At 70.8% G+C, this 13655-nt stretch carries 14 protein-coding genes and 1 other RNA gene; 7 read left to right on the top strand and 8 right to left on the bottom strand.

The window, feature by feature from the left end:
• Window positions 1–144: 144 nt before the first annotated feature.
• The 5 genes from ftsE (at window position 145) to ssrA (ending at window position 4429) form a co-directional block, all read left to right on the top strand.
• Entirely contained in the window at window positions 145–918 is a 774-nt protein-coding gene (ftsE, locus tag ACETWP_RS01685; protein ID WP_373970445.1) for a cell division ATP-binding protein FtsE, read from the top strand.
• The gene (ftsX, locus tag ACETWP_RS01680; RefSeq protein ID WP_373970444.1) at window positions 915–1829 is read left to right on the top strand and encodes a permease-like cell division protein FtsX; all 915 of its coding nucleotides are present in this window, start codon (window positions 915–917) and stop codon (window positions 1827–1829) included. The genes ftsE and ftsX overlap by 4 nt, the downstream gene beginning before the upstream one ends.
• Before the next feature lie 89 nt (window positions 1830–1918).
• Window positions 1919–3394: a peptidoglycan DD-metalloendopeptidase family protein gene (locus ACETWP_RS01675; protein WP_373970443.1), complete on the top strand. Its 1476-nt coding sequence runs from the start codon at window positions 1919–1921 to the stop codon at window positions 3392–3394.
• A 56-nt stretch (window positions 3395–3450) separates the two neighbouring features.
• Window positions 3451–3927 carry an SsrA-binding protein SmpB gene (gene smpB, locus ACETWP_RS01670; RefSeq protein WP_373970442.1) on the top strand — a complete coding sequence of 159 codons (477 nt, stop codon included), beginning with the start codon at window positions 3451–3453 and terminating at the stop codon, window positions 3925–3927.
• 114 nt (window positions 3928–4041) lie between these two features.
• Window positions 4042–4429, top strand: a transfer-messenger RNA (tmRNA) gene (ssrA, locus tag ACETWP_RS01665).
• Window positions 4430–4704: 275 nt separating this feature from the next.
• Here ssrA and ACETWP_RS01660 read toward each other — a convergent pair.
• Entirely contained in the window at window positions 4705–5568 is an 864-nt protein-coding gene (locus ACETWP_RS01660) for an SAM-dependent methyltransferase (protein WP_373970441.1), read from the bottom strand.
• Window positions 5569–6204: 636 nt separating this feature from the next.
• Here ACETWP_RS01660 and ACETWP_RS01655 point away from each other — a divergent pair.
• A complete protein-coding gene (locus ACETWP_RS01655; RefSeq protein ID WP_373970440.1) occupies window positions 6205–6975 on the top strand; it encodes a hypothetical protein in 771 nt (256 codons plus the stop codon).
• Window positions 6976–7337: 362 nt separating this feature from the next.
• On the opposite strand, the gene ACETWP_RS01650 is transcribed toward ACETWP_RS01655, so the two are convergent.
• Window positions 7338–8369, bottom strand: a complete 1032-nt coding sequence (locus ACETWP_RS01650; protein WP_373970439.1) for a class I SAM-dependent methyltransferase — start codon at window positions 8367–8369, stop codon at window positions 7338–7340.
• Window positions 8370–8932: 563 nt separating this feature from the next.
• Between ACETWP_RS01650 and ACETWP_RS01645 the strand changes: the two genes are divergently transcribed.
• Window positions 8933–9379, top strand: coding sequence for a YrdB family protein (locus tag ACETWP_RS01645; RefSeq protein ID WP_373970438.1), 447 nt, complete (start codon window positions 8933–8935; stop codon window positions 9377–9379).
• A 23-nt stretch (window positions 9380–9402) separates the two neighbouring features.
• On the opposite strand, the gene ACETWP_RS01640 is transcribed toward ACETWP_RS01645, so the two are convergent.
• Genes ACETWP_RS01640 through ACETWP_RS01615 form a run of 6 tightly spaced genes read right to left on the bottom strand, consistent with a single transcriptional unit; the run spans window position 9403 to window position 13524 of the window.
• The gene (locus ACETWP_RS01640; RefSeq protein WP_373970437.1) at window positions 9403–9831 is read right to left on the bottom strand and encodes a FluC/FEX family fluoride channel; all 429 of its coding nucleotides are present in this window, start codon (window positions 9829–9831) and stop codon (window positions 9403–9405) included.
• Window positions 9828–10310, bottom strand: a complete 483-nt coding sequence (locus ACETWP_RS01635; RefSeq protein ID WP_373970436.1) for a fluoride efflux transporter FluC — start codon at window positions 10308–10310, stop codon at window positions 9828–9830. Before ACETWP_RS01635 ends, ACETWP_RS01640 begins: the two co-directional genes overlap by 4 nt.
• Window positions 10307–10927 (bottom strand): metal-dependent transcriptional regulator, encoded by a 621-nt coding sequence (locus ACETWP_RS01630; protein WP_373970435.1) that lies wholly within the window; start codon window positions 10925–10927, stop codon window positions 10307–10309. Before ACETWP_RS01630 ends, ACETWP_RS01635 begins: the two co-directional genes overlap by 4 nt.
• Entirely contained in the window at window positions 10924–11781 is an 858-nt protein-coding gene (locus tag ACETWP_RS01625; protein ID WP_373970434.1) for a metal ABC transporter permease, read from the bottom strand. The genes ACETWP_RS01630 and ACETWP_RS01625 overlap by 4 nt, the downstream gene beginning before the upstream one ends.
• Window positions 11778–12539 (bottom strand): metal ABC transporter ATP-binding protein, encoded by a 762-nt coding sequence (locus tag ACETWP_RS01620; RefSeq protein WP_373970433.1) that lies wholly within the window; start codon window positions 12537–12539, stop codon window positions 11778–11780. The genes ACETWP_RS01625 and ACETWP_RS01620 overlap by 4 nt, the downstream gene beginning before the upstream one ends.
• Window positions 12520–13524 carry a metal ABC transporter solute-binding protein, Zn/Mn family gene (locus tag ACETWP_RS01615; RefSeq protein WP_373970432.1) on the bottom strand — a complete coding sequence of 335 codons (1005 nt, stop codon included), beginning with the start codon at window positions 13522–13524 and terminating at the stop codon, window positions 12520–12522. The genes ACETWP_RS01620 and ACETWP_RS01615 overlap by 20 nt, the downstream gene beginning before the upstream one ends.
• Window positions 13525–13655: the final 131 nt, after the last annotated feature.

Below are 13655 nucleotides of genomic sequence, written 5' to 3'. Positions count from 1 at the left end.
CCAGAGGGACGGGTGCGACACGCGGGCCGCCTCCGCGCGGATCCCCGCGCTACCGTTAGAGTGCTCTGTGCCGGTGCTGTAACTTCCCCCCATCAAAGCCCCGCATCCATGGCCGTGTACCGGTGCCGTGTGGGCAGAACCGACATGATCAGATTTGAGCACGTCACCAAGGTCTACGACCGGACGTCGCGGCCCGCGCTGGACGACATCGACATCGAGATCGACCGTGGCGACTTCGCCTTCCTCGTCGGTGCCTCGGGCTCCGGCAAGTCCACGTTCATCCGCCTGGTCCTCCGTGAGGACCGCGCCTCCAGCGGGTCGGTCCACGTGGCCGGCCAGAACGTCGCCCGCATCCCGAGCTGGCGCGTCCCGCGCCTGCGGCGCGGCATCGGCGTCGTCTTCCAGGACTTCCGCCTGCTTCCGAACAAGGACGTGTTCGGCAACGTGGCCTTCGCCATGCAGGTCATCGGCAAGAGCCGCGCCGTCATCCGCCAGACCGTGCCCGAGGTCCTCAGGACCGTGGGGCTCGAAGGCAAGGGCAAGCGCCTTCCCCACGAGCTCTCCGGCGGAGAGCAGCAGCGCGTCGCCATTGCCCGCGCCATCGTGAACCGCCCGGGCATCCTCCTGGCCGACGAGCCGACGGGCAACCTGGACCCCGCCACCAGCGTGGGCATCATGAACGTGCTGGACCGCGTCAACCAGAACGGGACCACCGTGGTCATGGCCACGCACGACGGCGACATCGTCAACTCCATGCGCCGCCGCGTGATCGAGCTCTCCGCGGGACGGGTGGTCCGCGACGAGGCCGCCGGCGAATACACCGCCATGATCCCCCACGTGCGGGCCGACGGCTCGCGCGAACTCCTCCCGGCCGGCCAGGCGATCGCCCCGTTCGACACCGAGGAGGACGAGGCGTGAGGCTGGCGTTCGTCCTGTCCGAGATCGGTTCCGGCCTTCGGCGCAACCTCTCGATGGTGGTCTCGGTTGTCCTGGTGACATTCATTTCGCTGACCTTCGTCGGCGGTGCCGCGCTGCTGCAGCTGCAGATCAGCCAGATGAAGGGATTCTGGTACGACCGCGTCCAGGTCGCGGTCTTCCTCTGTGGCGAGGACTACGGGTCGCAGACCTGCGCCGAAGGCGCGGTGACCGACGGCCAGCGGGCGGACATCGAGGCGATGATGGGCTCCGCCGCGGTCGAGCCGTACATTGAGAGCTACGAGTACGAGTCGCGGGAACAGGCGCTGGGCCACTTCCGCGACCAGTTCCGGAACTCGCCCATCGTCGACACGGTCACGGCCGACCAGCTTCCCGAGTCCTTCCGCGTCCGGCTCGTCGACCCGGAGAAGTACGAGGTGGTGAACGAGCTGTTCTCCTCCATGCAGGGCGTCGACGTGGTCATCGACCAGCGCGAGCTGCTGGAGAAGATCTTCTCGGTCATGAACATCGCCTCGCTGGTGGCCGTCGGCATCGCCGGCGTCATGATCGTCTGCGCGGTGCTGCTCATCGCCACCACCATCCGGCTCTCGGCGTTCAGCCGCCGCCGCGAGACGGGGATCATGCGCCTGGTCGGCGCCTCCAAGCTGGTGATCCAGCTGCCCTTCGTGCTGGAGGGCGTGATCGCCGCGCTGATCGGCGCGGCGCTCGCCTCCGGAGCGCTCTGGGGCGTCGCCCACTTCCTGGTCGCCGGACGGCTGGCGCGGGAGTACCCGGACACGGCCTTCATCTCCACCAGCGAGGTCCTGCTGGTGGCACCCGCCCTGCTCGCTCTCGGCGCGCTGCTCGCTGGTGTATCGTCGGTCCTAACCCTGAAGCGGTACCTGAAGGTTTAATGTCGAAGCTCTGGAATCGAGTACCCGGCACGAGACCGCAGCAACGCGTTGGAAAGGAAAACCCATTGGCGGACCGGAAACGGTGCAGCATGCCCATCGCGGCCCTGGGCGGCGCCCTCGCGGCCGTCCTCGCGCTGTCGCTGGCGTCGACGGGCGCCCATGCGGACAACCTCGACGACGACAAGAAGAACATCGAGCGGAACCTCGACACGCTGGAGACGGACCTCGAGTTCCTCGACAAGGACATCCAGCGCGTCGCGGCCGAACTGAAGGGCTACCAGTCCCGGCTGCCGGCGGCCCAGGAGGCCCTCGCCGAGGCCCAGGGCCGGGTGCGTGCCGCGACCGACGAGGTCGGCGCGCTGGCGGAGCGGGTCCGGCTGGCCCAAGAGACGCGTGACCAGATCAACCGGCAGATGGCGGAGGACGCCGCGCGGCAGACGGACACCCGCAAGGTCATCGGCCAGATCGCGACGCAGGCCTACAAGCGAGGCGGCGTGTCGAGCAACCTCAGCCTCTTCCTGGACGCGGGCGCGGACGGCGATCTCGCCAACGGCATGGATCTGGCGGACCAAGCCATGCGCAGCCAGAACGCCGTGCTCGACCAGCTCAACGAGCAGCACGCCACCAACCGCAACTCGGAGGTGCGCCTGCAGGCCGTCGAAGAGGAGATCCGCGGCCTGAAGATCGAGGCCGAGGCCGCCCTTGCGCGCGAGCAGCAGGCCCGTGACGCAGCCGAGGAGCGCAAGCGCGAGGTGGACGGGCTGGTCGGCAAGGCGCAGAGCCTCAGCGAGCAGCTTCGCGCCAAGCGGCCCCAGATCAGGGCGCAGATCCAGGCGCAGGAGAGCGAGCACCGCAAGGTGCTCGCCGACATCAAGGAGCGGCAGGAGCGCCTGATCCGCGAGGCCGCCGCCAAGCGCAAGCGCGAACAGGCCGCGGCCGCGGCACGGCAGCGCGCCGCCGAGGTGGCGCAGCAGCGCGCCGAGGCGGCCGCCCGGGCCCGCGCCGCCGAGGCCGCAGCGGCGCGCCGCGCCAACGCGGCCGACGCGGCCCGCAAGCAGTCCGCCGCGGACGCGGCGGAGCGTGCCGCGCAGGCGGCCCGCGACGACGCCTCGTCGGCCGGGGGAGACGCCGGAGCGTCCGGCGGGTGGGGGCTGCGCGTCCCCGCCGCGGGCGGCTACATCACCTCCGGCTTCGGGTGGCGTCCGACGCCGGCCGGCACCGTCGACTACGGCGGCACGGGCGGCTACGTCCACGCCGGCGTCGACTGGGGATTCGGTGGCGCCTGCGGGGCGCCGATCCACGCGGCGGCGGCGGGCGAGGTCTGGTACGCGCTCCGCTCGGGATCCTCGGGCAACAAGGTCACCATCAGCCACGGCGTGGTGAACGGCCACGCGCTCGCCACCAACTACCACCACATGTCGCACTACACGGTGTCCGCCGGCCAGCGCGTCGGGAAGGGGCAGGTGATCGGCTACGTCGGGACCACCGGCAACTCGACCGGTTGCCACCTGCACTTCGAAACCATCCTCGACGGAAGCGCCGTCGATCCCATGGGCCTGCTGTAGCGTAAGATTGATGTTCCGCCATTGGGTGGAGCCAATCACGCCAGAAGGAGGTCGCCATGGCCAAGGAAACCGGACGCAAGGTCATTGCGACCAACCGCAAGGCCCACCACGATTACCACATCATGGACACGTTCGAGGCCGGCATGGTCCTCAGCGGCACCGAGGTGAAGTCGCTGCGCGAGGGCAAGGCATCGCTCGTGGACGGGTTCGGCCAGTTCTACCGGGACGAGCTGTATATCGAGTCCGTCTACATCCCGGAGTACCTGAACGGGTCCTGGACGAACCACGCCGCGCGGCGCCGGCGCAAGCTGCTGCTTCACCGCGACGAGCTCACCAAGATCCAGCGCAAGATCCAGGAGTCCGGGTTCACCATCGTGCCGCTCCAGCTTTACTTCAAGGACGGCCGTGCGAAGCTGGAGATCGGCGTCGGCAAGGGCAAGAAGGAGTTCGACAAGCGGCAGACCCTCCGGGAGAAGCAGGACAACCGCGAGGCACTGCGCGCCATGCGCGAGCGGAACCGCGCCACCGCCTAGGTCGGCGGCCCTCGGCCGCGGGAATGATTCCGCGGCGCCGTGGGTTATAGTAGGTAATCCGCGGTCTCGGCCGCGGGTGTCGGGCGGGGAAACCCGCCATTGACAACAAAATACGGGGATGATCGGTTTCGACGATGTGAGTCGCGACAGGAGAAGCGGGCCGAGGATGCAGGGTTATCTCGGAAACGCCCTCTGCAAAACAATAAGTGCCGAATCTAAGCGCACTGACTTCGCTCTCGCTGCCTAAGCAGCCGGACAGTCCGTCAGCCAGGAATTGCTATCGCTCCTGATACTGGCGTCATTTAGATAGCCACTGACGGGTACCCATGTCACCGGGGTGCCCGGCATAACTTAGGTGACTGTGCCCAGGGAAGCCCGCAAGGGTCCAGCCGCTTGTTTGCGCGACGGCTGATGGGGCAGAGAAATCCCACAGCAAACTGCGCCCGGAGAAGTCCTGGCAACACCACATCGGACGGGGGTTCAATTCCCCCCATCTCCACCCGTGGGATTCAGGGAGTGTCTTCGCACTCCCTGAATCTTTTTAAGTCTCCTCTTGTCTCCCGCCCGGCCGCAGACAACTGCGTCGTCCACCCGGAAGCCGTCTGGGGACATGGCAATACGGATCGTACTTATCGACCGGCGTGTGCTGGTTGTCGAAGGCCTGCCCCTCGCCGAGGGGCAGGCCTTTCGGCGTTTCTCGGGCCCTCGCGGTCTTCGACGACAGGGGGTACTCGACGGTTTCCCGTTCGACAATGCCCGAGACGGTGCCGGTGCCGGTTAGCGCTGTCCCTCCGGCGCCCCCTTCTGCTCCGCCTTCGACAGCGTGAAGATCCCATAGCGCATCGCACCGGTGCGGTAGGCCAGGATCAGTCGAGGGATGCTCAGAACGAAGATCCGATTGCGTGCGCCCAGGGCAAGGCGACGGGTCTCGCGATCGACGGCCAAGGCCTTCAGGAGCCGACGGGCGCAGATCGTCCATGTGCGCGCGACGCGCGGGCTGACGTCCTCATAGCCATCGATCGAAAAGCCCGCCGCCATTGCCATCGCCTCATACTCCTCGCGCGTGCCCATCGAGGGCAGGCGCCCTTCGCGGCAGATCGGTTCGAGCAGGTGCCGAACCCTCCAACCGCTCGCATCTGTCTCGGCGAGCCACGCGCAGACGACGAAGCGGCCGCCTGGCGACAGCACGCGATGCGCCTCGGCGAAGAACTCGGGTTTGTCGACCATGTGCTCGCTCGACTCGATCGCCCATGCGGCATGGGCCGAGGCGTCGGTCAGCCCGTTGAAGAGCCAGTCGCGGAGCCGGATGTCGACATTGGGGGCGGGATGCGCGGCGGCGTAGTGGGCCTGCTCGGCGGAAAGCGTGAAGCCGGTAACGCCGACCTTGTGTGTCGCCGCGAGCCGCCTTGCGGTGGAGCCATAGCCGCAGCCGATGTCGACGCACGCCTCGCCAGGCCGAAGCCGCAGCCGATCACCGACCGTGTCGATCAGCGCCTCGACGGCCTCGGCGGGTGTCTCGCGACCCGTCGCCCATAGCCCGTGATGGACATGATCGCCCCACACTCGACGATAAATCGGATCGAGTTCGTCGTAGTGATCGGCAACCGCCACGGCGTTCTGGGGAATATCGGGGACGATCACGCCATCACACTACAGTGCCGATCCCTGTGACCAGAAGGTCTCAGCTCAATGCCTTTGGCTTCTCGGTCGCGGCGAATCCCGCCCCGGCTTCGCCCAGGCCTTGGACGTCCTGCGCCAGGGCGACGCCCGGGTGGTGTAGACGTTGGACTGCCTCGGGCGCAGCGTGAGGGACCTCGTGGACTTCGCCTCCTCGTGGGCTTCGTCGGCACCCTCAACGAGGGCGGCATCGGCTTCGTCAGCCTCACCGACGCCAGCTCCGCCCGCCCGCCCGCCCGGCGTGCAACCGGGGTCCGAGCATGGCGGCCGGGCTTCCACGGGCATCCCGGCAAAGGATCCGAAGGCCTGCCGGGTGATCCGTGCGTCACGGAACAGGTTCCGGCGAGGCGTGAACGTGGCGGTGGTGCCGGGCTGGACCACGAAGCTGGTGTCGTGGGATTGCCACCGCTGGCCCCACGGAGCGGCGCGACGGGGGCCCATCGGTCCCGGACGACGGCATCACCGGCGACGATCACCCTTCCGGGGTGATGCCTTGCCGTGGGGCGCGGCGTTGCATGGGAAGGAACCGCCCCGGCGCCGGGGTGTCCCCACGTGAGACCGCGTCGACCTCCGGCGGGGCACCACCGCGAAGGAGCCGACATGACCAATTCGTCACCCCGCCTCATCAGCGACGATCTCGCGAAGGTCCTCGAACTGGCGCGGGCGTCCGACAGCATCGAGCTGAAGTTGACGTTGCCTGAGCGGGCCTACCGTTCTGCGGCCGCCGCGCTCGGTGTGGACCCGCTCGACGCCCAGCTCCGTCAGGTCTTCTTCTTCGACACACCCGATCTCCGCCTCGACGCCGCCGGGGTGGTCGTGCGGGCCCGCCGGGTCCGCGATCGCGACGACACGGTCATCAAGCTCCGGCCCGTCGTACCGTCCGACCTGCCCGCAGACCTGCGCCGATCGCCCGAGCTCGTCGTCGAGGTCGACACGATGCCCGGCGGCTACGTGTGTTCCGCCACGCTCAAGCACCGGTTGACCTCACCGGACGTGGCTTCCGTAGTGGCCGGTAGGGTGCCCTTGCGCAAGATCTTCTCGAAGGCTCAGCGCGCCTTCTTCCTCGAGCATGCTCCCGACGGCGTGGCGCTGGAGGATCTGTCCATCCTGGGGCCGATCCTGGTGCTCAAGTTGAAGTTCCAGCCGGAGGGAACATCCCAGAAGTACGTCGCCGAGATGTGGATCTACCCCGACGGCACCCGCGTCGTCGAGCTCTCGACGAAGTGTCTGCCCGGTGAGATCATCACCATCGCCTTGGAGGCCCGCGCATTCCTCGAGGGCAAGGGGATACCGCTCAGCGGCGAGCAGCAGACGAAGACGCGGACGGCCCTACAGTTCTTCTCCAAGGAACTGCAGGACCTCCAGTCCTGACGTCGCACACGTCGAGATGGCCCATGCGCCGCCGCGCCGGCCGCTCGCGCCGAGCTTGCGGTGGATCGCGCGCAAGTGCGTCTTCACCGAGTTCGCCGAAGAACCGCCGCGGTGATCTCGGCCATGGTCATCGGAGAGCTCAGGCGGGTCGGGACGGTCGGCTCACGGTCCGCCAGCCCCCCAGAGGACCTTCTCCGGTGACCGCGGAGAACGTTCTTGGCTCCTGAAACGGGGCCGCTTCCGCCGCAGAACCCGTCCAAGGAAGGGATCCTTTCTGGCCAGCGGGCGGATTTCGCCGTCGGGTCCCGGGGATTAATGCCGAACTGGGCCAGGGTTGCGCGGCATCGCTCGTGAGACCGTGTTCAACGACGGCGGTCGGGGATCCTGTTCCGTGTCCCCGCCACGTCGGGCACCGTCGCGATGACGAAGCCTGCCGGCGGCGGCCCGCCGGGGACCCCGGTCCCGATCGGACGATGTTCCGCCAGGACCAGGCCGTGCCCGCCCAGGACGGCCGCCATGTGGCGTCCTGCCGGCGCGCTGGTCTCCAGTCCGTAGGCGAGCGGCTCGCCCACGAACCGCGCGGCGGCCCGCGCGTAGCGCATGAACGGGCCCCGCGACCGGAGGGTGTCGGCGGAGAAGTAGTCGAAGGCGACGACGCTGCCCGGCGCCGCGGACGCGATGCGGTCCAGGGTCCCCTCGACGGACCTCATGTCCAGGTACATCGTGACGGCCTCCCACAGGAAGAGCGCCGGCCCGGCGGGCTCGAAACCGGCCGCGACGAGGCTCTGCCACCAGTCCTGGGCCAGAAAGTCGACCGGGACGTAGGTGACACCGGGCCGGTCCATGCCCGTCCGCCGCAGGAGCCCGCGCTTGAGGGCCTGAGTGGCGGGCGTGTCGACCTCGAAGAACCGCACCGGAGAGTCCCGGTCCGCGCGGTGGGCGCGGGTATCGAAGCCGGCGCCGAGGACCACCAGCTGGCGCAGGCCGCGGGCGCCGTCGAGGTGTTTGGCGACCGCGTCGTCGTAGTAGGTCGTCCGTGCGGCCGCGTGATGGGTGAGCGGGGGCGTCCCGGTGTACGGGTAGCGGTACACCGGGGGGACATGGCCGGTGATGCGGTGGGCAGCCCGGGTGGGGAGTGTCACCAGGCACAACGCGCCGCGGGAGACGCCGGGCAGGGCGGAGAGCAGCCGGGTGGCCGTCTCGTCCGGCCGCGTTCCCAGCCGGTGCTGCATGTGTCGTGCATACAGGGAGGACACGGCCGTCGCCGAGACGCCGGAGGCGCGGCTGCGGATGAGCAGTTTCCCGACGAAGTAGGGGTAGGCCAGAACCGCCGCGGGAGCCAGGGCGGCCTGCGTCAGCCGAAAGGCCGCGGCCCGTGGTCGCTGCTGCGGCACGACACGCTCCTCCTTCCCGGGGCCCGGTGGGCTTCTGGAACCGCGGGCGGGGTCGTCGCGGGCCGAGGACGGTGCGGCCGGGATGCCGCGGTGTCCCAGCGTCCCGCGCGCTGTGGCCGGCGGTCAAGGGCCAGGCCCTTCGCCCGGCGCCCGGGCCCGCTGTGGGCGGTCTACGACGCGCCCGTCTGCGCGGTCCGTCCCCGCTGTCCTCGTGGACGCCGGACCCACGTCGTTCGAGCCGGCGCCGGTCTTCGGCTACGCGCGCGTCCTCGCGCAATGGGCGGACGAGCAGGAGGACGGACGAGCGGGAGGCCAGACGAGCAGGAGGCCGGACGCCGGGGATCGGGGAACCTGGGCTCGGCCCCGTGCGCGTCGAGGCGCGGGGAGCCGCCGGAGCAATGCGCCGGGGGCACGTTCCGCAGGACCATCCCGCGGGTGCGGGGGGTGAACAAATTGCGCCCACCACAACACAAGACACATGCGAAACACAAGTCACACCTAGACTGAACGCGGAGGAGTCGCGCGCGGCGCGCGCACGGTGCGGGAACGGGAAGGGCGGACTCATGGACAACCACGTGGACGAGCGGGCAGCGGCGCAGCGGCCGAACGCGGCGGCTGTGCTCGCGTTCGTGCTGGAGGTCGGCCTGTTGTGCGCCGCCGGGTTGTGGGCCATCGAATTCCTTCCCCTGCCGCCGTTTGCGGCAGCGGCCGCGGTCGCCCTGCCGCTACTGGTCTTCTGGGGCCTCTTCATGGCGCCCAGGGCGCGCCTCCGGATCCGGTGGCCGGCGCACCCCTTCGTCGCGCACGGGCTGTTCGCCACGGGAGCGGTGCTGCTCCACCTCGTGGACCGGCCTGTCCCGGGATGGATCATGCTGTGCCTGACGCTCCTCAGCGGCTACCTGGCGTGGCGCCACCGCCGGGCGCCGCGCGCCCACGGCGCGGGGGCCATGCGGCACCGGCCGGACGCGCCGGAAGGACGCCGGCCCAGCGGCCGCCGCGCCGCTCGCTAGCGCACCGGAGGGCCCCGGTCTCCCTACGCGACCAGCAGGCCGCCGACCCACCATCCGCCGACCCACCATCCGGCGGCCGCGCCGCCGAGACCGAGAGCCACGGTGGCCGCCACGTTGGCGGCGGCGCCGGCCCGCCGGCCCGCCTGCCATAGCCGCACGGTGGTGACGCTGAAGGTGCTGAACGTGGTCAGGCCGCCGCAGAGGCCGGCGGTGAGGACCGCGCCGAGCGCCGGCGCGACCGCGGACCCCGCCACGAGTCCCGCGATGATTCCCATGAGGAGGGATCCGGCGGTGTTGGCCACGAGGATTCCGCGCGGCCAGGGCACCGCCGTTCGCGCCTCCGCCGGGTCCGCCGTCGTCCGCGGGGCCAGCGCAGCGTCGAGCCACGCGCGCAGCACCGCGCCGGCCGCGCCGGCCGCCCCGACCCCCAGGGCCAGCAGCACCGCGCTCACGCGGTGTCCCCGTGTCCCCGGGCAGGACCTCTCCGGGAGCGGCCGCGCCGGGCCAAGCCGCCGCCGGCCCAGAGCCCTGCGGCGGCGGCGGCCAGTCCGGCGAGCAGGCTCGCGGCGAGGTAGCCCCACCACTGGACCGCATCCGGCGTCCCGTCCGCCGATGCGCCGATGCCGGAGGTCAGGTAGACCGCGACCGCGGAGTACGTGGTGAACGCCCCGAGCAGCCCGGGTCCGAGGGCCGCGCGCACCCACGCGGGGGCGGCCCCGGAGAGCGCCCAGAATCCGGTGAGGACGCCGAGTGCGAGGCTGCCGCCGACGTTGATTCCCAGCGTGGTCCACGGGAACCCGCCGCCATCGGGCCACGCGACGCCGAGGCCGTACCGCAGCAGGGTTCCGACGAAACCGCCGGCGGCCACGGCGGCGGCGACGCGAGGGTCCAGTGCCCGGGCGGCCGACGGGCGAACGGTGGCGCCGGTCACGAACGGAACCCGTGCGGGGCGACCCAGACCGCGCTGGCCTGCGCCGGGGTCAGCGGGTGGGCGCCGCCCTCCAGCAGCGTTCCGGGGCGGATGCCCGCCTCGGCGCAGAGCCGAAGGACCTCGGGATCGACATCGCTGACGCGGACCACCACGGCTGCGCCTCCCGGCGCGCGGTCCAGGCGGACGGCGCGGGGCCGGCGGAGTTCGCCCTCGCGCGTCGGAATCGGATCGCCGTGGGGGTCCGCGGCGGGGTAGCCGAGTCGCTCGTCGAGGCCGTCGATGAAGCGCGCGGACACGGTGTGCTCCAGCAACTCCGCCTCCTCGTGGACCTCGTCCCAGGAGTAGCCCAGTTCGCCGACCAGGAAGGTCTCGATGAGGCGGTGCCGCCGCACCACGGACAGCGCCGCCCGCAGCCCCGCCGGGGTCAGGGACACCGCGCCGTACGGCGGGTGGTCCAGCAGGCCGCGTCCGGAGAGCTTGGCCACCATCGTGGTGGCGGAGGCGGGGGAGACCCCGAGCTTGGCCGCGACCGCGCCCGTCGTGACGGGGTCCGGCTCCCACTCGCCGAGGCCGTAGACGGTCTTAAGGTAGTCCTCCTCGCTGCTGGAGAGCCTCACGCGGCCACCCGCTGGCGCTCCAGGGCGGCGCTGACGACGCCGGCGCGGGGGGCGAACAGGTAGGCGGCGAAGAACATCAGGGCCTGGGCCAGCACCACCGACGCGCTCGCCGACAGGTCCAGGTAGTAGCTGGCGTAGATGCCCGCCACCGCCGAGGCGACGCCGAGCGCCGAGGAGACCAGCAGCATCCCGCCAAAGCGCCGGGTCAGCAGGAAGGCGGTCGCCCCGGGGATGATCAGCATCGCGACGACCAGGATGATGCCCATCGCCTGGAGGCTGGTGACCACCGTCAGGGCCAGCAGGCCCAACAGGACGGCATTGAGGACCCGGGCGTTCAGCCCGATCGCGTGTGCGTGGACCGGGTCGAAGGCCAGGAGCGTGAGGTCCTTGCGCAGGTAGAGCACGATCCCCAGGGTCAGGGCCCCGAGCACGAGCACCTGCGCCAGCTCCGCCGGTCCGGTCCCCAGGACGTTGCCGAAGAGGATGTGTCCCAGGTCGACCTGGCTCGGCGTCTTGGAGACGATGGCCAGGCCCAGCGCGAACAGGGTCGTGAACACGACTCCCGTGGCGGTATCCGACTTCAGGCGCGTGGTGGCGCGCAGGCCGCCGATCAGGTAGACCGCGCCCAGACCAAAGACCAGCGCGCCGACGGCGAACGGGAGCCCCAGCAGGTACGACAGGGCGACGCCGGGGAGCACGGCGTGCGAAATGGCGTCGCCCATCAGCGCCCAGCCCATCAGCACCAGCCAGCAGGAAAGGACGGAGCAGACCAGGGCGGCGGCCACCGTGACGGCCAGGGCGTTGGTCATGAAGCCGTAGCCGAACGGCTCCGTCAGCCACACGTAGGGGTTCATCGGGCTTCCTCCCGCGGCTCTCCGCCGAAGGCGAGGGCCAAGTTGGCGTCCGTGAGGACGTCGTGGGGCGCGCCGGCGGCCAGCACCCGCCGGTGCAGGAGCAGCGCATGGGTGCAGAGCCGGGGCACGCCGGCGAGGTCGTGGGTCGACATCAGGATGGTCCGCCCGCCGGCCCTCAGCAGCTCCAGCTGTTCGCTGATGAGGCGTTCGGACCCGACGTCGACACCCGCGAAGGGCTCGTCGAGCAGCATGAGGTCGGCGTCCTGCGCGATGCCCCGCGCCACGAAGGCCCGCTTGCGCTGCCCGCCGGACAGTTCGCCGATCTGCCGAGAGGACAGGGCCCCCAGGTCGACGCGCTCCAGCGCCTCGCCCACCGCCGCGCGGTCCGCCGCGGACGGTCGCCGCGAGCGGCCCATGTAGCCGTAGCGTCCCATCATCACGACGTCGCGGACGCTGACGGGGAAGGTCCAGTCCACGGCCTCGGACTGCGGGACGTAGGAGATGCGCCCGCTCTTGCGCGCCCTGGCCGGGGTCAGGCCGAACAGCCGCACGCTGCCGGAGGTCGGCGACACCAGGCCCATCAGCGCCTTGAACAGCGTCGACTTGCCGCTTCCGTTGACGCCGACGAGCCCGCAGAGCTGTCCCGCCCCGAGCGTGAAGTCCACGTTCTCCAGGGCCACCGTGCTCCCGTAGCGCACGTCGAGCCCGGCGACCTCGATCGCCACCGGGGGCGGTGCCTCATTCGTTGGCGGCAGCATGGTCCAGTCCTTCCAGGATGGTGTCCAGATCGTAGTTGAGCAGTTCCAGGAACGTCGGCACCGGGCCGTCGGGCCCGGAAACCGAGTCGACGTAGAGCGGTCCCAGCAGCGGGACCCCGGCCTCGGCGGCCACGCGTTGCTGCGCCGAGTCGTTGACGGTGGATTCGCAGAACACGGCGGGGACGTCGTTGTCCTCGACGAAGCCGATCTGCTCGCGGATCTGCCGCGGGGTGCCCTCGGCATCCGAGTTCACCGGCCACAGGAAGTGCTCGCGCAGTCCCATGTCGCGGGCCAGGTAGGAGAAGGCTCCCTCGCAGGTGACCAGCGCGGCGCGGGGGTTGGACGCCACGCCCGCGCGGGCTCGTTCCTCGAGCTTGCGCAGCTCCCCGCGGAAGGCGTCCGCACGGGCCGCGAAGTAGTCGGCGTCCTTGGGGCTGAGACCGGCCAGGGCACGCTCGGCGTTGTCCACGTAGAGCCGGGCCTGGACGGGGGACATCCAGGCATGCGGGTTGGGCCGCCCGGAGTACGCGCCCGTGGCGATGTCGACCGGGACGACCCCCTCCGACAGGACCGCGTGCGGGACGTCGAGGTCGCGCACGAACCGGCCGAACCAGCGTTCCAGCCCGAGCCCGTTGTCCAGCACCAGGTCCGCCTCGTGGATGCGGACGAGGTCGGAGGGGGTCGGCTCGTAGCCGTGTATCTCCGCGCCCGGCTTGGTGATGGAGAGGACCTCGACACGGTCGCCGCCGACCTGCCGGACCAGGTCCGCGATGACGCTGAACGTCGTGAGCACCACCGGCCGGTCCGCGCCGGCGGGCTCGGCGGCGGGGGCCGCGCAGCCCGCGGTGCCGAGCACGACGGCGGCGCACAGCGTGGTGGCTGCCCGGCGCAGGAACGCCGCACCATGCGCGGCGGTGGTCCCCGGAACCGGCGCGGCGGGGTGTGCCCCGGGCCGGCCGCGCCGTTGCGGACGTTTTTTAGTCATGCCTAAATATTGCACCCGGGACGCGTCGCGGCGCAATTCGGCGTCGGGTTCCCGCCGTTGCGGACGGCCGCGTCCCGCGGCGGAGACCCGGTCTCGGGGGTGCCCCGGTGTCGGGGCCCGCGGGAGGGTAC

Origin of the sequence: Arthrobacter halodurans (genome assembly GCF_041877255.1) — a bacterium.
In the GTDB taxonomy this organism is placed as follows: domain Bacteria; phylum Actinomycetota; class Actinomycetes; order Actinomycetales; family Micrococcaceae; genus Arthrobacter_N; species Arthrobacter_N halodurans.
This window is presented reverse-complemented; position numbering and strand designations above follow the sequence as displayed.